Here is a 19,688-nt window from a genome sequence, read left to right on the forward strand (position 1 = left end):
ATGAGGTATTATTAAAATCGTCAATACAATTTGAGAAGAATGAGCTTTATTCAGATACAAAAAATCCCTCCGACATTTCTGCCAAAGGGATTTGTGTCTTTTATTTCAGCCTGTTACTTAGACTTTCTTTGCTGCTCTTTACGAGCCAGTTTTTCTTTTCTTCGCTCAGCGATAACTTGATCCGCCGCACCACCAACGTGAGTTTCTCCACGTTTTAGCGCCAGTTGAACTTGTTTCTCGCGCTCACGGAAACGTGCTTTCTGCTCTTCTGTGTAGGTGTCTACGCACTTAGGGCAACTTACGCCTTTTTCAAAAGATTCAGATTTCATGTCTTCTGCAGTGATTGGCAATCGACATGCGTTACACATTTCGTAGCTGCTTTTCTCGAGCTGGTGATTAACCGCCACACGTCCATCAAATACGTAACAGTCACCTTCCCAAAGGCTCTCTTCTTGAGGTACTTCTTCTAAATACTTAAGAATGCCGCCTTCCAGGTGATAAACCTCTTCAAAGCCCTGCTCTTTCATATAAGCCGTCGACTTTTCACAGCGGATTCCACCAGTACAGAACATCGCCACTTTTTTGTGTTTCGCCGGATCCATGTTTTCGGCTACGTAATCCGGGAACTCGCGGAATGTGTCCGTTTTTGGGTTTACAGCGTTTTTAAAGGTGCCAATTTCGATTTCGTAATCGTTACGCGTATCCACAACAAAAACTTCAGGATCAGAAATCAGATCATTCCATTCATTAGGTTTTACATACGTACCCACCACATGACGAGGGTCGATACCTTCAACACCTAGAGTAACGATCTCTTTTTTCAGCTTTACTTTAGTGCGGTTAAATGGCTGAGCGACGTCAAAGGACTCTTTGTAAACAATATCAGCCAGACGGGAGTCCTGTTTAAACCAGGCAAGAAGTGTATCGATGCCTTCACGAGTGGAAGCCACAGTGCCATTGATGCCTTCCTGCGCAAGCAACAGGGTGCCGCGGATTTCGTGTTTTTCCATCAAAGCCTTAAGAGGCTCACGCAATTCAACATAATCTTCAAGACGCACAAATTTGTACAGTGCGCATACAACATATTCAGTCATGTTCATTCCTATTAGCGGGCTGGATCGTAAATCCAGAGCTGTTTTACTTTAATCGCGCGAAGTATAGCGGAGTACCATCCATACAAACACAGACAAACTTTAAGGATAAGTTATCACGACGTAAACAAATTGATAGCTAGGGTCTGTTGAACTAGTGCTTAGAAATGGAAAAATACACCAGTTCATCAAATCCATAGAAGTTGATGTCTGGTTCTGGGTGCATTCCCAACTTTTCAAGCACACGGATGGAGGCAAAATTTTGATTGACGGCTACACCGTATATTTTGCTCAGTTTACTCTTTTCAAAAGTGAACGCTAGGCAGGCTTTCGCTGCTTCCTGAGCAACACCTCTCCCCTGAGTTTCGGGTAGGATGGCGTAGCGAATTTCAAAGATGGTTGGATCAGGGGACTCTTCTACACCAACATAGCCTAGCTTTTTACTATCATCAGCTTTGTCGAGAACGGTAAATGTACCAAACCCGTGCTTTGCCCAATGTGCAATGCGGTTTTTGATATTGGTATGGATCTGCTCATCGGTATAGGGCTTTCCTGATGGCAGGTAGCGAGTGACGACAGAGCAGGTAAGCAGCTCTCGATAGATATCCAGATCGTCTTTCGATGTAGGAACCAGAGTGAAATTTTCTGTCTCGATCATGTGAGTCCCTTTCACGTAGATGCCTGAACAATCTTATCCCAGATTGGCTTTCGTCACTGCATTAATCAGAAGAAAGCGTCTGTTCTTTTTGTTTGCGTTCAACCTGGCTGTACTGGTAAGCAAAAGCTTGGTTCTCAAACGCAAAAATGGCAGAAAATGAAATCAGCAATGCACTTTTAACGACTTTAAACGTGCCTTTGGCGACTTTTTCAACGGTGGATTTTTCGATGATTCCCGCTTTGACCAAAGCAAAAAGAACCACCCATTTTAGAAGAGAGAGCAATGTAATCATACGTCTGAACAACCTTAGTAATGAACAATGGCTCTTCCTTGACTACACAAATTAGCTTTGTATGAGTGATAGCATTCAAACATACAATACGACATTCCATTATTTTGTAACGCCACGATTATACATAAAAAATATGGGATGTCACTCATATAGATCATACTAAGACAAAAAGAAAAATAGGCGCATTTAGCGCCTATTCCATAGTCAACCTGAATTGATTAGCTGACTTTAAATCGACCGACAACGTCACTCAAGCTGCCTGAAGTAGCCGTCAGTTCTCGGTTGATTGTTAAGGTGTCGGATGCATTGTCGTTAAGCTGATGCACGATTTCCTGAATCGCCGCCATATTCTTACTGACTTCATCAGTCACCTGACTTTGCTCTTTCGCTGCTGTCGCAACCAATGAGTTAATTTCATTAATCTCCACAACAGAATCCGTTACCAGGTTCAATGATTCCATGACCTCATTGGTACTTTGCGCCGTTTCTTCACAACTTGAGCGAGTGGACTCCATTGCAGATACAACATTGTCTGTTGCACCACGCAATTTTCCGAGCATTTCGTTAATCTGCGATGTGCTTTCCTGAGTTCTTGCTGCCAGAGCACGAACTTCATCGGCAACCACAGCAAATCCACGTCCCTGCTCACCTGCTCGTGCCGCTTCAATGGCTGCATTCAACGCCAGCAAGTTGGTTTGTTCGGCAATATCGCCAATCACTTGCAATACGGAGTTAATCTGGTCAGTGTCGTGGCTCATTGTACTGATGGATGTCGACATAGAACCCACTTCATTAATCAGAGAATTCACGTTCTCTACTGCTTGCTGAACGGTTCGCTTAGAAGCGTTGGCATTCATATTGGTTGTGTCTGTCAACTCAGCGGCTTTAACCGCGCTGTCAGCAATTGAGTCTGCGGTCGCACTCATCTCGCTAATTGCGCTGATCGCCTGCTCGGTCTCTTGTGTGTGACCATCCAAGGTAGAAAGGTTAGATTGCGACTGTGTGCTGAGTTTCTCAACAGCTTCATCGATACTACGGGTGGAAGTCGATACATCTATAAAGTTCTCTTGCAGTTTTTCAATGAACTTATTAATCGAGGATGAAATCGTACCAATTTCATCTTTTGATTTAACAGACAACCTTTGAGTTAAATCGCCAGTGCCATTCGACAGTTCTGCAACCATATTTTTAAGGGAAAGTAATGGTCGGAATGCCTGATGCAGAGTCAGGGTACTTAACGCAATAACAATCAACCCGATGAGTATTAATACTATCGTGATTTCATTATTCAATAGCGCAGTGTTGTCTCTTATATTTTGAAGATCAACATAGCTATTCAATGTCCAGCTCATGCCATCCATTTCAACAGGGCTGCTTATTTTCTGTAAGTCGCCATCAATTTTATTCGAAAAGATGGTTTGATTAGACGCTGAAATCAGTTCCACATAACTGCCTTCAATTGCGTATTTTCGAATTATATCGGAGAAGATAATTAGATTGACGGTATAGAAATCAGCAGAACCACCATCCCTATTTACGGAAATAGTTGAATAAAGTTGTCCATCAATTAATGAAGCCTGGCTCACATCAATCAGTTTCGATTCCATTGCTTTTGCCATCTTAAGGTACTTATCTCGCTCTTCACCTTCGAGCCTACCTTCGTCACCAACGGCAATAACACCTGAAACCACCTTAACGACCTTATCGAACATCGTGGTTTCTTTTACTTCCTGCGGAGTGTCAATCATCATATTTGAGCTAACGGCTAATGAGACGACATTCTTCATTTCATCGGCTATTCGTTCATTCAATAACTTTGTATTGTGCTCTATTTTCTGTACATCAGATTCGTAAATGTACTCACTAATATAGTAATTAACACTAAGATATGAGGTAACGATAGTGATTAAAACTGATAACGAAATCAGAATTATCATTTTTAATTTAAAGCTTACCTTGCTCATAAAATATAGTCCCTAATATATTTATCTAAAAGCGCAACTGACAGCAATTAAAACCTGTTTCATATAAATAAAGTTATTAATAGCCAATTTACATTAACACAAAGAAGAACAATAAATGTGCTATTGCTCACAGCTCAATAAATATTCAAACTATTATCATTTAAATACAGTTTTCAACTTTACTAAAAAGCGCAACGAGTTTAATTAAAAATAATATCTTTAATAGTTAATTAAGTTTCCCACTTTTTTTATATTGCACATAAAGAGGGACAATTAGCACAATGAATAAATAATCCATTCCTCAAATTATGTGAGCATTTCCAAAATATGGCTGACCTTATTTCACGCAGCTAAATATCACCCCGCATTTCGAGCCAAAAATGCAACACAATGAGCCACTAGATAAAAATGATAGTTTTATCTATTTGCTATAATTTTTTGAGCAGGAAACACCCGTTGCTTCCGTTGATTGTCTTTAGGTAAGAAATTTATTTTTATGAGATGAAAGATTTTTTTCGCTATCCGGATCTAATAATCCAATACACATTATGAGGAAACATCCATGCCAAATCCGATCAAAATCACACTTTACCGTTGGGGTGGGAGTTGGGGACCATTCAAAGTCAACATCCCTTGCGGCGAGTGCACGCTGACGAAAGATATCCTGCAAGATACTTTCGACACCGAGTTAGCGGGCATTCCGATTGATCTGGAGATTAAGGATTGGCTTTCTCACTGGTGGGAGCCACTAAAATATGGTGCATGGCACGCCCCTATCCTTGTCGTGGAAGGTAAAGTCGTTAGTCAGGGAGAGGCACTTAACCGCGGCGTCTTAGTGCAGTCTGTGATTCAGGAATGGTCTAAGCGCGACAAATTACGCGGTAACATTGTGTATGGCAAAGCTACCTGCCCTTACTGTGTAAAAGCGAAGCGTTTGTTGGATGATTTGGGCGTAAAGTACGAATACCATGATGTTGTGAAAGAGAGTGCGGCGCTTTATAGAATGATTCCCGAGGTAAAAGCCATTATTGGGGAGAAAACACCGGTGACAGTACCTCAGATTTGGCTGGATGGAGAGTACATTGGTGGCTTTGACAACCTGGATGAACATATCGGAAAAAACGGCTTGCGCCCAGTTCCTGATAATGTGATTGAAATGGAATCGAAAAACGCCAGCTAGTTCTTTTGCGCTTTAGACACCCAGAAAGCTTTGCGCAGACAGCTATGACTCAACGTAAAAGACCCAATCATTTGATTGGGTCTTTTAGTTCGCTCCATCGATCATAACCATATCCTTACCTGGATTTTTTCACCTTCGTTGCAATTCGGCGCAGCAGTGAAACATTCTCTACTTTTGGCGTTGGTGTGCCGTAAAGTTTTTCTTCAACCATGCGCTTTGCCATTTGATTGGCGACGTATACTGAACCAAGATCTAGACCCATGTGACTTCTCCATAAATGTGATTTGACGCACATTTTACTCTTAACGAAGTCAGAATCAACATCTAGATCACACTTTCATTGCAAATTAAGTAACCAACTGATGAGTATAAATTTATGGGCAAGTATACGGCGACAATACGTTACGAACGTTTCGGCTGCTTATAGGTTTTACCCGCCGCCTGATAAGTGTCTCGTTCTTTTATTTCGAACATACTAAAGAAGAACCAAGCAACAAATTTAATTACGTCATCGCCTTCGTTCATTACGTGCTCAACGTACTCTTGCTCTTCCCCCTGCTCGTTTTCCTGAACAGTCACGTGGTAAATACGTTTTTCGCCTTCTACCTCAGCCAAAGCAAACTGCCCTGTTAACGATTCTGCTGCCTGAGCAACTTCTTCATCCTGATGTGCTTTGAGTGCAGTCAAAGCGTCGGGCAGATTACTTTGCTCGCTTAAAGCTTTAACCAGTGTTTCAAACTCTTGTTGTTGCATTCTTTTTACCTTGATTGGGAAAGGGCACATTGTATCCCTAAGTGCACAACAGAGGCTATCCTTTAAAAGCCTTGAGTAAGACGGAAGAAACTTTCTAAAAGTCTTTACGGGAAGACACCCGTGTCCCATGCTGGTCGAAAAGGTGACTTCTTTTGAGAGAGCCATACACTTTGACTGTTTGCCCTACTGAGACATCTATCGACTCGCCTCCTTTCACAATGATTTCTCTCTCTTCACAATACAGATAGAGGTAACTCTCGCTTCCTAACATTTCCACAGCAAAGAGTTTCCCTTCAAATGAGAAATCCGACTCTTCGGGCGAAAGAGACAAGTACTCAGGTCTGACTCCCAGCGACATGTTCTCCGTTACCTTGCTTGTACTTTCACATTGAATGCGGTGCTCAGCGCCAAAGAAATTAAACGTGACCAGTTCGTCCCGTACATCTGTAATTTTTACAGGAAGAAAGTTCATAGCCGGAATGCCAATAAAGCTTGCGACAAAGCGATTAACCGGATTGTGAAATATTTCCAGAGGCGTGCCTTGTTGCTCAATTCTGCCTTGGTTTAAGATGACGATTCGGTCGGCGAGTGTCATGGCTTCCGTCTGATCATGAGTAACATAAATCATGGTCGCCTGAAGCTTCTGCTTCAGCTTTAGCAACTCAAGCCTCATGCCCACTCTGAGTGCTGCATCCAGGTTGGATAAGGGTTCATCCAGCAGAAATAGCTTGGGGTTTCGACTTATTGCCCGGCCTATCGCCACGCGTTGCCTTTGCCCTCCTGACAGCTCTCTTGGCTTACGATTTAGTAGATGGGTTATTTGCAAGGTATCTGATGTGGTTCGGACTCGTTTACGAATCTCTTTTTTGGGCACGCCTGAAATTTCCAGCCCAAACCCGATATTGCGCTCAACTGTCATGTGCGGATACAAAGCGTAGGACTGAAAAACCATCGCAATAGAGCGATCAGCGGGCTCTCTCTCCGTCACATCATCGTCGCCGATGTACACTTGCCCATCGGTCACTTTCTCTAACCCTGCAATGATTCTCAGCAGTGTGGACTTTCCGCACCCTGACGGTCCCACCAGCACACAGAACTCACCATCTTGAACTTTTAGGTCGAGAGGAGAAATTACCTGATTGTCACGAAACGATTTACAGACATTGAGCAGACTTAAATTCGCCATATCCTTTCTCCATTACTTTTGAGCTTCAATCGCTTGATTTCGGTAACTTCGCCATTGTTCGCGGTAGTCAGACGATAATGGGTATGTATCAACCATCTCCAACGATGAAGTTGAAACCACAATGTCATGGGCTGACATCTGTGAATCAGCAGCAAGCAAAGCCGCGCCAATCGCGCTGGCCTCTGTTTCATTCGTTTTATAGCAGGGTACACCCAAGGTGCTTGATATGACGGCAAGTAAAGGTTCAACCCTGGCACCTCCTCCTGAAAACACCAGTTTTTCAACCCTGATTCCGATGTCTTCTGCCCGGTTTAGTATTTCGGAAAACTCCAAAGCGAAGCCATTTAGGAGAGCCCTGACTAAATCCACTCGTTCTGTATTCAGAGACACGTTATGCCAGGAAGATCGAACATTGTGATTCGGCTGTGGGGCACCAGAGCCAGAAAGAAACGGCAGAAAATAAACTTGGGAGGTAGTGCTTAATGCCTGACTGGAGAGCACCCCAAACTCTTGCCTCGATAGTTGATACAGACCCATAAACCATTCCAGCGTGCTCCCTAATGAGGGAATCGTGCCGATGATCTGTTCACTGTCTCCAAACCCGAAAGGAAACCAGTGGAAATCCCCTGTCCATTGTTCTGGAAACTGCTCTTTTTTTGTATTAAATGATAGGACTCCTGAGGTTCCCAGAGAGACAGAAACCGTGCCTTCGAGATGCCCGCCAACGGCTCTCGCAGCTGTTGCCTGATCACCCGCCCCAACAATAAGAGGAACCAATGTGTTGTTCTCACCGCTTGAACTTTTCAGGCTGATTTTCCCTGCCTCTTCTCGCCCGTCAATTACTTTTGGCAATGCACGCTGTGTTAGCCTAGTTGTCGATAAAATGTCTGCCTGCCACTGACAAGTGATTGGATCAAAGCACTGCATCCCTGCAGCTTCGTTCGCATCGGTGACAAACAGAGAATCGGGTGCCAACGCTTTTCTTACCGCATCTTTTGCGCAGTAAATTCTGGCGATTTTATCGGGTAATGTGGAGTCCTGAGACACTGCCCACAGCCATTTGGCAAGGGTAAAATCGGGGAGAGGAATATTCCCTGTCATATCCAGCCATTGCTCGCGAGAATAGTTCACGCTAGCCAGCGCGTCGCTGCCATCCATATCCAGCCACAGTTTTACCGGAGCAGCACTATTCCCCGAATCATCCACGGCAAAAAAAGTGTGCATTTGCCCAGTAAAACCAATCGCCTCAGGGCACTGAATGGCTGACAACTGTTGCAATAAATCATGGGCAACAGCTTCCCATCTGCTGGGGTTTCTTTCTGGTTCAGACAATTCGTTGTAGGGTTTCGACGCCGACCAACATACAGCACATTCCGAGCCTGAAACACTTATCAGGACAGCTTTCATTGAAGATGTGCCCACGTCTATCCCAGCGAAAAATCGTTTGTTTTCCATGTTCATTAACCTTTTACAGCCCCTGAAGTCAGCCCACGTACGAATGCTCGCTGAACAACGATATAAAGCACGATAAGTGGAATGGCGATGATTGAAAGAATGGCAAACAGCGCGCCCGGATTCGCCATGTAGAAACCCGAATATTGCATCGGAATTATGGTCAGAGTTTTCATTTCCGTTTCAGTCATGATCACCAACGCGAGGAAAAACTCGTTCCAGGTGACTATGAACTGCCAGATAGCGACGAACACAAGCGCCGGACGCACCAAAGGCAGAGCAATATGCCAGTAAATCTGCATGGCATTGCACCCATCGACCTTCGCGGCATCAAAAAGCTCTTTTGGCGAATCTTCAAAGAACGCCTTGAGAACCACTACGGCAAAAGGAACACCTAGTGCGACATAAGGCAAAATCAGACCAAGATACCGATTCACCCAGTCAAAATTTTTGAGCAAAATTGCCAAAGGTAATACCAGAGAAGCGATGGGCACCATAAGCGTGGTCAGTAAGATGGAGTACATCACCAGAGATCCCGGCAGCTTGAGTACCGATATGGCAAAAGCGAACATCGACGATATAACGATGACCATAGCGACTGTCACTACCGTCACGATCACGCTGTTAAGAAAGAAGACGTGCAGAGGGTTGTCAGAAATGACCGTCACAAAATTGTCCAAAGACATCGGCCATACGAACAGTGAGGGATCGAACACCTGAGCTGGCGTACGAAGTGACATGGTAAACATGTACACTTCTGGAATCATCCAGATCATCAGCACAATCAAAAGAGAGAGGTGAATCGCGACACTTCTTCTTATTTCGCTGTTGGCGGGTTTCTTCATGCGTCTTTCCCCCTTTTTTCTCCATCCGGCTGGCTGCCGAGAATGACAATTTGCAGAACGGAAAGAACGAATGCAATCAACAGAACCATAACCGACAATGCGGCTCCGATGCCTAAATCACCAATGACAAATGACTGCTTAAAAATGTAAGTGCCAAAAATCTCACTGGCTCTGTTTGGTCCGCCATTAGTCATTAAGAAGACGATAGGGAATGTCTGCAATGTCCCGATGATGCCCAGCATCAGTAAGGATTTTGTTGAAGAAGAAAGCATGGGAATAATGATGGATACAGCCAGGCGAAACCCTTTCGCTCCATCAACCCGAGCCGCTTCCAGTATTTCTCTTGGCAGATTGGTTAACCCTGCGATGTACATCAGCATGGAAAATCCAGTCCATTGCCAGATGTTCACTATGATAAGCGCGTATATCGCAAAGTCGGGGTCCCCCAGGGGAGAATTAGACAGCTGAATCCCAATCATCTTCAGGTACTCCTGCCCTATTCCATAGTAAGGCGCGTAGATCTGTACCCAAATCAGGCTGACAACCGAAACCGATGTCACTACAGGGAGAAAGAAGCAGGTTCTGAAAAAGGCGCGCCAGCGATTGGTGTAGAATTCGATAAAATAGGCTATCGTCCCACCGATAAGCATCTGGACAGGAATCGTAATCAAAGCCCATAAAAACATGTTCTTCATTACTGTCCAGAACACCGGATCCTTCATTACTGACACGTAGTGTTCAACACCGACAAATTGATCGATTCCACCAGAACCTTCGCTCAACACGCTTTTGGTGAATACCCAGGCAATGGGGTAAGCGATAAACACCATAAAGATAATCGCTGCCGGGAGCAGAAATGAGTATCTGCCCAACCACCGTATGAACGACAGTTGGTATGAACTGGCAACCTCTTTTGTTACAGGTAATGAGTTCATAGACGTTTCACCTTAATCGGTCAGAAAATGACGCATGTAATGTCAGCCATTCGCGTGCTTTTTGATGACAAAATAGAATAGAACCTGCCGACCCCAGAAGTGGCTGATCTTTCATGTATAGACGTAATCAGGCTGAGAATGCGCGATATGGGATCGCCTAATTGCCGCATTACGCGTTACTCGTTGTTAGCTTAGACGGCTTCAAACAGAAATACTCATTGCGAACTGAAGCCTGAATTGTCTTGTTGAAAGACCAGCCCTTTGCTGGTTACCGCTTATTTCTTCAATACTTTAGCCGTGACGTTCTGCATATCCTGCATCGCTTTTTCTGGTGAAATACTGCCCGCAGCCACACCGGAAAGTGCATTTTCCAGAGCATCAGAAATGGTTGGATTTGCAAATCTCTGGTTCTCGGCAACCGCCAGATCTGTCATAAACCGCGCAGACATGTCATGAACATGAGCGCTGATGTCTCCTTTTGGTCCATGCCCTTCAAACGCGGGAAGATCGTTAAGGTCATTCAGTGCCTGTTGCAGTGCCTCGCCATTTACTAAAGACGCCAGAAACTTCCATGCTGCCGGATTATCCTGACCGTTTTTGGTGAGACCATAACCGATATCGATACCACCAATAGGTGGTGAAGCTCGGTCTGAATCAGGCATCGCCGGAAGGTGGAAGAAGTCAAACCCATCCATGTTTTGAACGTATTCAGACAGTGGTGGTGGAAACTTACTTTCCTGCATCCACCAGGAACCCAATGCCATCATACCCACTCGACCCTGAGCAAATAGCTGCGCGCCAGTCGGGTAAGCATGAGCACCAAGGGCACCGGTTTGGAATACGCCATCGTCAAACAGTTTCTTCCATGACTTCATCGCTTTCACAAGTGCCGGATCTGTCCATTTCGCCTGACCGTATTGTGCTTTTTCGATCAAGCCCGGAGAGTACTGATTCGCAAGCATCAGGAACACGTTGATGTTCTGCCATCCATCAGCGGCTCCCTGAAACATCGGAATGTATCCTTTGTCACTGAGCGTTTTAGATGCGGAAACCAACTGACTGTAGCTTTTAGGAACACTTATCCCAAGTTGTTCAAATATCTTCCGGTTGTACCAAATTGCCAAAACTTGCGATTCCTGTGGAAGAATATAGAAGTTTTCATCTCCAACCGGATTCCCCATGCGCATCTGCCGAACGTTTATGGGAAACACATTTTTAATCCAGGCGTCTCCCCACTCCTTCGACGCAAAACCGTTCAGAGGGGCAAGGTGTTCACGATACCGCTGAGTAAACGACCCCGGCTGCAAACCGATAACATCGGGTAACCCTCCCGATACGGCGCCGGCTTTCAGGGCTGTAAGGTACTCTGGTGAGTAGTTGTAGTAGGTGTATTTAACATCAATGTCTGGGTTGTTCTTTTCAAAAGCCTCAATGGACTTTTGCATGGTTCCTTGAACAAACCACGACCAGACTGTAACTGTCTCTTTCGCTGATAATGGTGCACTCAGTAACGCTATGAAGAGTGTAGAAAGAGATATTATCCTTCGACTTTTCATTTTGCTGAACTCCTTTTCCATAATTAGCTACTGGCGACTCATCCTTACCGCTACATGAATTGCCAGAAGGCAAATTCGCCGACACTCACGATATCAATGCCGACAGTTTTTTCACCAGCGGATCACCCGCCAGTTCAAATGCTTCTAGTAGTGCATCTGGGTGACCGGACTCTCCAAATCTGTCCTGAACGCCTATCCGATGCAAAACGTGGGAATGGGCACGGGCATCGAGCAATTGACTCACCGCATCCGCCAGCCCACCATGAATTGAATGCTCTTCGACTACTGCAACAGGGGCATCAGTGTTCATCACGATATCCGCGAGTTCACCACCTAAAGGTTTAATGCGAGTCACCGCTACCACCTGAACTTTGAGACCCTGCTCTTCCATCACTTTTGCCGCATCCAGCAGCTTTGAGGTTAATGTTCCAGTGGTGATGACCATTAAGTCACTGCCCGGCTTCATAACCCGATATGCCGGTGTTTCATTTTTTGGTTTGGATTTTTCAGTCAGCAAGGTGGGAGACGGGAAGCGTGAGAGCCTGACATAAGTTGGACCTTCATGAGACATGATGTCATTCACCACCCACGCCAGATCATTGGCATCAATGGGAGAATAGACCCGAATGTTTGGGATTGACCTCATGATGGCGATGTCTTCTACCGCCTGTTGCGTTGCGCCATCTTCCCCTAAATTGATTCCTCCGTGAAATCCAAAGAATTTAACGTTCAGTTTTGGATAAGCCACGGAAATGGCAATTTGGTCGCATGCTCGTCGTGTCAGAAAAGCCGCGAAAGTATTCACAAACGGAACCAGCCCCATGGTAGAAAGCCCTGCCGCGATACCGACCATATTCTGCTCAGCAATTCCGATGTTGAGGGCGCGATTCGGGTACTGGCTTGCAAATTCAGCAGTCTTGGTGGATTTAGACAAGTCGGCGTCTAGCATATAGACATTTTCATGGGCATTGCCGACAGACATAATGGTTTTTGCGTATGCGTCTCTTAGTGAGACCAAGCTATTGGGTTCAAACGGAGTTTCAATATTCATGATGACATCACCTCTTTGCAGGCCGCCTGATACTCTTCATCACTCAATGCATGACTGTGCCAGTCCACCTGATTTTCCATAAACGACACGCCAGCACCTTTAGTTGTATTGGCAATCACTACTTTGGGTTTATCTGCCAACTCATCAGAAGTTGCCCACTGAATAGCACCCAACACTTCTTCCATTGACTGACCATCTACTTCGTACACCGCCCACCCAAACGACTCCAGCTTCTCGCGGTAAGGCATCAGGTTCTGAATGTCTTCCACCCTTCCGTCGTTCTGAATGCCGTTTGCATCGAGAATGGCGACTAATTTTCCTAACCCGACACTTCCGGCGTAAGCGATCGCTTCCCAGACCTGGCCACTGTTCATCTCACCATCACCCAAAACGACAAACGCAAAGTGCGAGCTATTGATCTCTTGCAGAGCGATCGCCTGCCCAAGCCCCACCGATAACCCCTGACCAAGTGAGCCGGTCGACATTTCAATTTCAAGCAGACGAGAGCGATCCGGATGCCCTTGAAGCCTTGATCCTAGTTGTCGCAACGTTTTCAGTTCATCTACGGGAATCAAACCAGCCAACGCAAGGACTGAGTAAAGGGCAGGAACGGCATGTCCCTTCGATAAAATGATGTGGTCCCGATCGGTTGTGTGAATCCATTGAGAATCAGGCTTTACTCGCCCGAGATAAAGTGCGACCAGTATTTCTATGCAGGACAGACTTCCACCGGGGTGACCGGATCCAGACGCGTATATCTGATCAAACACGTATTTTCGAGCGAGCCTCGCAGACTCCTCTAGTTCTGATATCTGAGAATGCTGTGTCATGTTTTTGTCCTTTTGGTTTCTTTCAAGAGTTTTCCACGATCCAACGCCCGATTAACTTGATCAGCTATAACCACTCTGCTTGGAGAATCGACGACAAGGCATTGATAAATAACTTCATTAAACATAATTTGCATCATTCGGTTCATCGCCGCGTCCATACCATACAGCCCGGTTCCCGGAGGAGTCAGAACCGTCAGATCCGCCATTTCATCGAGCTGAGATCCCGACTTTGCAGTCACCACCAACAGCTTGCTGTTGCGCTCTTTAACGGTATGAGCCACCTCGACCATTTCCCGAGTAACACCCGAGTAGGAAATGATGATGGCTAAGTCACTTTCTTCCATCAGTGACGCCTTAACCAACTGGGTGTGGCAATCCAAATCACAATGAATGGATAACCCAATGCGAAGTAATCGCTGATACAAATCGAAAGCTGCAATCGCCGACTGCCCTACTCCGAACGTAATGATCCTGCTGGCTGCGAGAATTTCGTTTAACGTATTCTCCAGCACGTCAGACTGCTCCAGCATGTCTGAGAAACGCAATGCGCGGACGGAACAATTGCCAAACACTTTATGAGCCACCTCTATCGCCGTATCACTGGCTGACAAGTCTGGCGAGCTTTCTGGGCTTGACTCAACCTGCGCTTTCATTGCCCTGCTGCTTTTCAGAATTTCCATTCTGAGTTCTCGCTGTCCGGTGTAGCCGAACCTTTTTGCAAGACGCCCGATGGTGGCTCTGCTGGCGTTGGCATTCTGGCAAATTTCGTCCGTGCTCAATGTCGCCAGCTTGTATTCCGATAGAGAAAGCAAGTACTCAACTAAGCGACGCTCTGTTGGACTGACTTTGCTTTGAGTCATTCGGTGAATAAGGTTTTCGTTCGATAAATTTGAATCTGTCATCGGCTCTTAGCTTTGACTCAAAATGAATCAATTTGAGTCATCTTTATTGATAATGTAGTTAATATGATTTATAACGACTCACATTGCAACTGTTCAATAAATGACCAATATCGCATTTTTGAAAATCAGTTCGAAAACCCACGCAACGTAACTAAGTGCCTTTCTAAAGCTGTTTCGTTGTGGAAGTACTGATGAATCACGGTTCATTGCTGAGCACTTAATGACGCAGGTCGAACTCATGGAGGAGTAATGGAAAGCATTGAATTTCAAGCAGCTCGGTGTCGCCGATGGCTAGAGCAACATGCGTTACCTTTATGGCTTGGAAAAGGGTTTGACGAAAAAAACGGGCTATTCGTCGAAGGGCTTTTGACGCCGGGACAAACGTATTTTGAACCGGGAATTCGATTCAGGGTGCAGCCTCGGCAAGTGTATGTCTATTGCCATGCAACTAAGCTGGGCATGATCGATGGACTCCCTCAAATTGAATCTGCCGTAACGAAAGGATTTCCAAAGTTTGAATCAGAAAACGGAGGCTATTTCTTTTCAATCAATAATAAACGTGATCCTCACAGCATGGAGACCGAAGCTTACGATATTGCCTTTGCGCTCTTGGGTTATGCATGGCACTACAACCTGGCCAACAGCCAGCAAAGTAAACACCAACTGGAATCCATCTTTGAATGGTTAGAGCAGCATCTGTCGGACAAGCAAAACGGAGGGTATTTTTCTTCTGATACCAACAGAGTGTTGCGAAGCCAAAACCCGCACATGCACCTTTTTGAGGCGACTTTGGTTTGTTATCAATTCACTCAAGATCAACGCTGGCTATCTAGAGCAAAAAACCTTTATCACTTGTTTAAAAGCAAATTTCTGGGCACAAATTGCCTTCAGGAGTTTTTTGATTCTCAACTGAACCCTAAGCATGAAAAATCAGAACGTATCGACCCCGGTCATCACTATGAATGGATATGGCTTTTAAACCAGTATCGAAACATGACAGGGGAAGACACCAGAAAAGAAATTCATACGCTGCAGCAGTTTGTTAATCTGCACGGACACAACGAAAATGGCTTAGTGAGAGACGAGGTGCTCATTGACGGTGAAACCCTTCGTTCTACATCCAGACTGTGGTGTCAGACAGAGTACCTTAAGGCGCAAATTGCGCTTTGGGAAACGGACAAGCTGAATACATACCGAGTTGGCATTTCTGAAGCAGTGAACAACATATTCAAGTTCTATCTGGACGAAGCAGAACACGGGCTGTGGATTGATCAGGTCGATGAAAATGGATTACCTATTCACTACAAAAGCCCAGCCAGCACCTTTTATCATCTATTCCTCGCCTTTTCTGAATTGATTAGAGTTGCTTCAGAACCACACTCTGATAAGTCGGAAAAACATACTGAATCCTGTACCTCATAATCCACTTTTTACTCTCTCAATATTTGTTAAAGTTGATGGGTTCAAAACGATATTGAATGTGAAAAGTAGTAAAAATTGAGAGTAAATCAAGCACAGGAGGAGGTGCAGTTGGAAAACTATGACATGTTCGCAGAGGAAAGCGGTCGTTGGTTCGAATTCCCAAACGCAAAAATCTACTGGGATCCCAATTTTCTTACTGAGTTAAATGCCAATAAATTGCACATCAAGCTCACTGAATCCCTTCCATGGAAGCAGGAAATGATCACTTTGTTTGGAAGAAAAGTACTCCAACCTCGCCTACAGGCTTGGCATGGCGACGCATCTTACACCTATTCGGGGTTAACAATGAACCCTCACCCGTGGACACCTGAACTTCGAGCTTTAGAGAAAAGTTGCCGCCAAATTTCAGGGATGACCTTCAATTCGGTGCTTGCAAACCTGTATCGTGACGGCAGTGACTCTATGGGCTGGCATCAGGACAATGAACCAGAGTTAGGCACCAACCCGGTAATTGCTTCAGTATCTTTGGGAGACACGAGACGCTTTGCTCTTAAACACAAACATCTGGATGAAAAACAAGAATTTAATTTAACGCATGGCTCCCTTTTGATTATGGCGGGCGAAACTCAACATTATTGGTTGCACTCGGTTCCAAAAACAAAAAAGGCGAAGAAACAAAGAATTAACCTCACATTCCGCCATGTTATTGATAAATAAAAACTTTCATTCTCTCAATAAAAATACGTATTATGAAAAAAGTATTGAAGTCGGTGATACTGCGTCAAGAATTCATAATAATTTCACTGAGCCACTTATTAAATAAATTAGCATATGCAAATATAGGGTTATCGTAATTCTGCTGGTTCTCAAACTCCATGTTGGTCAAACTTACTCGTATTCAGGCGTTGCTCGTTTTATTTACGACATGCTTAGGAAGCTTAAGCTCCTGGTTTGTCTATAGCATCGCTGCGACTGTCGAGAAGCAAAATGTTGAAACCAGCTTGTATGAAATTGCTTACACTCAAGCCCTTGAAGCACAGTATCTGTTAGATAATGTCACAGGGTTACTCGAGTCATACGGGGCCTTGTTTTCAGCGTCTGAGCAGGTGTCGCGCAAAGAATTCGCTCAATTTTCACAAATCATGCTTCGTGCCCAGTACAACATTCTGGCGATACAGTGGGCACCCAAGATAACCGAAGCGGAAAGGCTTCTTGTTGAATACAACTTAAAGCAGGAAGGGTACGCCCCGAAAGGTTTTTTCACGACCAACAGCAATGCATCGCAAACGCTGAAAGCTCCAGATCAAGCCGTATACTTTCCAGTCATGTATACCGAGCCTCTGCAACCCAACAAAAAAGCCATTGGGTTAGAGCTGGCTAATCGCCCATACAACGAACACGCCATTCGTCAATCGGCAATGTTCAGACGCATTCATGCCACCAGCCCATTCTCGATTGTGCAAGACCCAGACGGTCCACTCGCAACCGCCATCTACTTTCCAGTATTTCAGCAGCATGAGAATCACAGAACTCTGGATAAGAACGTTTTTCCACCAGACAATTTGAAAGGCTTTGTGATAATGCTGGTAAAGCCTGAACGTTTGCTTCTGAACAATCTGGCAAATCGGGACCACATTCATTTCGTATTGAGTGATGTGACTCGTGACACCAACAAACGTATCTTTCCTTTGGTGAACGATGAACCCGATGGTCATCTTTCTTACAGTTTTCCGCTAACATTGCCCGGCAGAACATGGCAATTGGACATTCATTTCACCCAAACCATGCCTATTCTCTGGATCCCCTACCTTGTCTTATTTGCATTTTCTGCACTGACATTAGTTGTTTTAAGTGCGATGGTTTATAGCTTTTACAAAACGTCTGTCATCTCAGATGCCAACGAGCAGCTTCAAAGGCAAAAAGAAGTGTTGCAGGATTTGGCGATGAAAGATCCGTTGACGGGGTTAGTAAATCGATTGAGTTTGCAGGAGCAGGTTTCGAATCTAAAGTTAGAACCCCAGCAAGTTACGGCACTTTGTCTGCTTGATCTCGACAATTTCAAACACATTAATGATCGTTTTGGTCATCAACAAGGCGATAAGTTTTTAAAACAGATCGCGTCTATTATCAGTGAACACTTTGAAGGGATAGGGATTACATCACGACTCGGCGGTGACGAATTCGTTTTTTTGTTAACGGAAGCCCAATCTCACGAACAGATTGGTCAGCTTTTACAGTCTCTGCTGACTAAGATTGAGCATGTTTGCTCCTGTGGAGAGCATACCTGCGACGAGCATCCGGTGTCCGCAAGCATTGGTGTGGTGATGACCGCAGGTCCGATCCGCGAGTTCGAGCAGCGCCTCAATCAGGCGGACAACGCGATGTATATGGCCAAAAGAAACGGGAAAAATCGTTTCTATATTATCTCTGAAGTGTGACTTTCATTTTTTACTTCTAAAAAGAAAACCCCAACACTTTCGTGTTGGGGTTAAGTTTTTCTGGCAGCGTTCCAGCTACTTAACGCATCCCGCGTCATTCACTCCATCAATGTTGCAACATCCTGCTGCCTGTCCGTTACGCGCCTTCCAAAGCGGTGTCCATTTGTATCCTTACCTTCGCTATTCCGGTAGCGAAGCAACCTATTCCGTAGGTATATCCAAATTCTTCCGTGCGCGTCCCTGATGACTGTCCTTTGTATATAAAGCTTCGTGCTTTATTCCAATTTAACTGCTCTTTCCTTAGAACAGCGTCGTATCCTGTCGACATGAATAATATTAGCTCCGGATTGAGTTTTTTCTGGCTAACCAGAGCAAAAACCTTTTAATAACTTATAAGTAACATCTAATATTCTTAATAATATTCAGAGGGTTATTAAGTCAGCGCTTTAATGTAGCATCCGAAACTTTCACCATTTCCTACAGCATTTGTGAGAGATTTCCTACATAGAGTTTCCATTTTTTATTATCATGCGTTTTTAGTCAGTATGCGCTAGTTCACAAAAATAATTATGCTTGACCATTTGTCCGAGATCCCCCAACTGGTGGGCTTTATCGCCTTTCTGTTTGGGTCGGCTGCGTTTGCCCATAAATGCAGCTACCGTATGAGAATCCATCTCGCTTTATTTCAGGTGTTGCTGGTTGTCCATTTTGTATTGATGGATGCAATGACAGCTGCGACCACCTGTGCAGTGAGTGTCCTGAGGATCTACTTTTCTACTCGCACTCAGTCTTCGTTTCTAATGTGGGTATTTATCGGTCTAATCTGGGTTCTGGGTTTACCAAACGCTTCAGAACCTCACCAATATCTCACGCTTTTGAGTACTTCGATTGCTACATGGGGAATGTACAAATGGGAAGGGCTGGCGATGCGTGGCACCGTTCTTCTCAACACATTATGCTGGCTGGTTCACAATCTGATTCTTGGATCAGTCGGTGGCATTCTTATGGAAAGCACATTTGCAATAATCAATGCCATCACCATGTTCCGGCTCTATAAAAGCCAGCAGTCCACCCTTTCTCCATAGAGCATTAAACTTTGGTCGAGGTGAAATAGTCAGCCATTTGCTATATGG

Annotated in this window: 19 protein-coding genes; 5 read left to right on the forward strand and 14 right to left on the reverse strand. The window is 44.8% G+C overall.

Annotation, left to right across the window (positions count from 1 at the left end; genetic code table 11):
- Nucleotides 1-113: 113 nt before the first annotated feature.
- From INR79_RS26195 to INR79_RS26210, 4 genes are all read right to left on the reverse strand, one after another.
- A complete protein-coding gene (locus INR79_RS26195) occupies nucleotides 114-1,094 on the reverse strand; it encodes a rhodanese-related sulfurtransferase (RefSeq protein WP_022610935.1) in 981 nt (326 codons plus the stop codon).
- A 151-nt stretch (nucleotides 1,095-1,245) separates the two neighbouring features.
- Nucleotides 1,246-1,749 (reverse strand): GNAT family N-acetyltransferase, encoded by a 504-nt coding sequence (locus INR79_RS26200; protein WP_223097757.1) that lies wholly within the window; start codon nucleotides 1,747-1,749, stop codon nucleotides 1,246-1,248.
- Nucleotides 1,750-1,810: 61 nt separating this feature from the next.
- A complete protein-coding gene (locus INR79_RS26205) occupies nucleotides 1,811-2,041 on the reverse strand; it encodes a hypothetical protein (protein ID WP_004408699.1) in 231 nt (76 codons plus the stop codon).
- A gap of 218 nt (nucleotides 2,042-2,259) precedes the next feature.
- Nucleotides 2,260-4,005: a methyl-accepting chemotaxis protein gene (locus INR79_RS26210; RefSeq protein ID WP_004408697.1), complete on the reverse strand. Its 1,746-nt coding sequence runs from the start codon at nucleotides 4,003-4,005 to the stop codon at nucleotides 2,260-2,262.
- Nucleotides 4,006-4,567: 562 nt separating this feature from the next.
- Between INR79_RS26210 and INR79_RS26215 the strand changes: the two genes are divergently transcribed.
- Nucleotides 4,568-5,185, forward strand: a complete 618-nt coding sequence (locus INR79_RS26215; protein WP_004408695.1) for a glutaredoxin domain-containing protein — start codon at nucleotides 4,568-4,570, stop codon at nucleotides 5,183-5,185.
- 115 nt (nucleotides 5,186-5,300) lie between these two features.
- On the opposite strand, the gene INR79_RS26220 is transcribed toward INR79_RS26215, so the two are convergent.
- From INR79_RS26220 to INR79_RS26265, 10 genes are all read right to left on the reverse strand, one after another.
- Nucleotides 5,301-5,447: a hypothetical protein gene (locus INR79_RS26220; RefSeq protein WP_223097759.1), complete on the reverse strand. Its 147-nt coding sequence runs from the start codon at nucleotides 5,445-5,447 to the stop codon at nucleotides 5,301-5,303.
- 140 nt (nucleotides 5,448-5,587) lie between these two features.
- On the reverse strand, nucleotides 5,588-5,938 hold the full coding sequence (locus INR79_RS26225) for a hypothetical protein (protein WP_004408689.1): 351 nt from the start codon (nucleotides 5,936-5,938) through the stop codon (nucleotides 5,588-5,590).
- Between the two features lie 94 nt (nucleotides 5,939-6,032).
- On the reverse strand, nucleotides 6,033-7,124 hold the full coding sequence (locus INR79_RS26230) for an ABC transporter ATP-binding protein (RefSeq protein WP_223097761.1): 1,092 nt from the start codon (nucleotides 7,122-7,124) through the stop codon (nucleotides 6,033-6,035).
- Nucleotides 7,125-7,136: 12 nt separating this feature from the next.
- Complete coding sequence (locus INR79_RS26235) at nucleotides 7,137-8,579, reverse strand: FGGY family carbohydrate kinase (RefSeq protein ID WP_223097763.1); 1,443 nt, start codon at nucleotides 8,577-8,579, stop codon at nucleotides 7,137-7,139.
- Between the two features lie 5 nt (nucleotides 8,580-8,584).
- Entirely contained in the window at nucleotides 8,585-9,421 is an 837-nt protein-coding gene (locus tag INR79_RS26240) for a carbohydrate ABC transporter permease (RefSeq protein ID WP_223097765.1), read from the reverse strand.
- Nucleotides 9,418-10,356, reverse strand: coding sequence for a carbohydrate ABC transporter permease (locus tag INR79_RS26245; protein ID WP_223097767.1), 939 nt, complete (start codon nucleotides 10,354-10,356; stop codon nucleotides 9,418-9,420). The genes INR79_RS26240 and INR79_RS26245 overlap by 4 nt, the downstream gene beginning before the upstream one ends.
- Nucleotides 10,357-10,631: 275 nt before the next feature.
- Nucleotides 10,632-11,801 (reverse strand): ABC transporter substrate-binding protein, encoded by a 1,170-nt coding sequence (locus tag INR79_RS26250; protein WP_200873176.1) that lies wholly within the window; start codon nucleotides 11,799-11,801, stop codon nucleotides 10,632-10,634.
- 196 nt (nucleotides 11,802-11,997) lie between these two features.
- On the reverse strand, nucleotides 11,998-12,963 hold the full coding sequence (locus INR79_RS26255) for a transketolase family protein (protein WP_223097770.1): 966 nt from the start codon (nucleotides 12,961-12,963) through the stop codon (nucleotides 11,998-12,000).
- The gene (locus tag INR79_RS26260) at nucleotides 12,960-13,793 is read right to left on the reverse strand and encodes a transketolase (protein WP_022561734.1); all 834 of its coding nucleotides are present in this window, start codon (nucleotides 13,791-13,793) and stop codon (nucleotides 12,960-12,962) included. The genes INR79_RS26255 and INR79_RS26260 overlap by 4 nt, the downstream gene beginning before the upstream one ends.
- Entirely contained in the window at nucleotides 13,790-14,695 is a 906-nt protein-coding gene (locus tag INR79_RS26265; RefSeq protein WP_004408322.1) for a MurR/RpiR family transcriptional regulator, read from the reverse strand. Before INR79_RS26265 ends, INR79_RS26260 begins: the two co-directional genes overlap by 4 nt.
- 249 nt (nucleotides 14,696-14,944) lie before the next feature.
- Here INR79_RS26265 and INR79_RS26270 point away from each other — a divergent pair, with 249 nt between their 5' ends.
- From INR79_RS26270 to INR79_RS26285, 4 genes are all read left to right on the forward strand, one after another.
- Complete coding sequence (locus tag INR79_RS26270) at nucleotides 14,945-16,117, forward strand: AGE family epimerase/isomerase (RefSeq protein WP_223097773.1); 1,173 nt, start codon at nucleotides 14,945-14,947, stop codon at nucleotides 16,115-16,117.
- A gap of 123 nt (nucleotides 16,118-16,240) precedes the next feature.
- Nucleotides 16,241-16,834, forward strand: a complete 594-nt coding sequence (locus INR79_RS26275; protein WP_410482920.1) for an alpha-ketoglutarate-dependent dioxygenase AlkB family protein — start codon at nucleotides 16,241-16,243, stop codon at nucleotides 16,832-16,834.
- A 158-nt stretch (nucleotides 16,835-16,992) separates the two neighbouring features.
- The gene (locus INR79_RS26280) at nucleotides 16,993-18,555 is read left to right on the forward strand and encodes a diguanylate cyclase (protein WP_022602437.1); all 1,563 of its coding nucleotides are present in this window, start codon (nucleotides 16,993-16,995) and stop codon (nucleotides 18,553-18,555) included.
- Nucleotides 18,556-19,124: 569 nt separating this feature from the next.
- Nucleotides 19,125-19,640 carry a YgjV family protein gene (locus INR79_RS26285; RefSeq protein ID WP_223097775.1) on the forward strand — a complete coding sequence of 172 codons (516 nt, stop codon included), beginning with the start codon at nucleotides 19,125-19,127 and terminating at the stop codon, nucleotides 19,638-19,640.
- The last annotated feature ends 48 nt before the right edge of the window (nucleotides 19,641-19,688 follow it).

This window comes from Vibrio sp. SCSIO 43132 (assembly GCF_019904195.1).
Taxonomy (GTDB): domain Bacteria; phylum Pseudomonadota; class Gammaproteobacteria; order Enterobacterales; family Vibrionaceae; genus Vibrio; species Vibrio nigripulchritudo.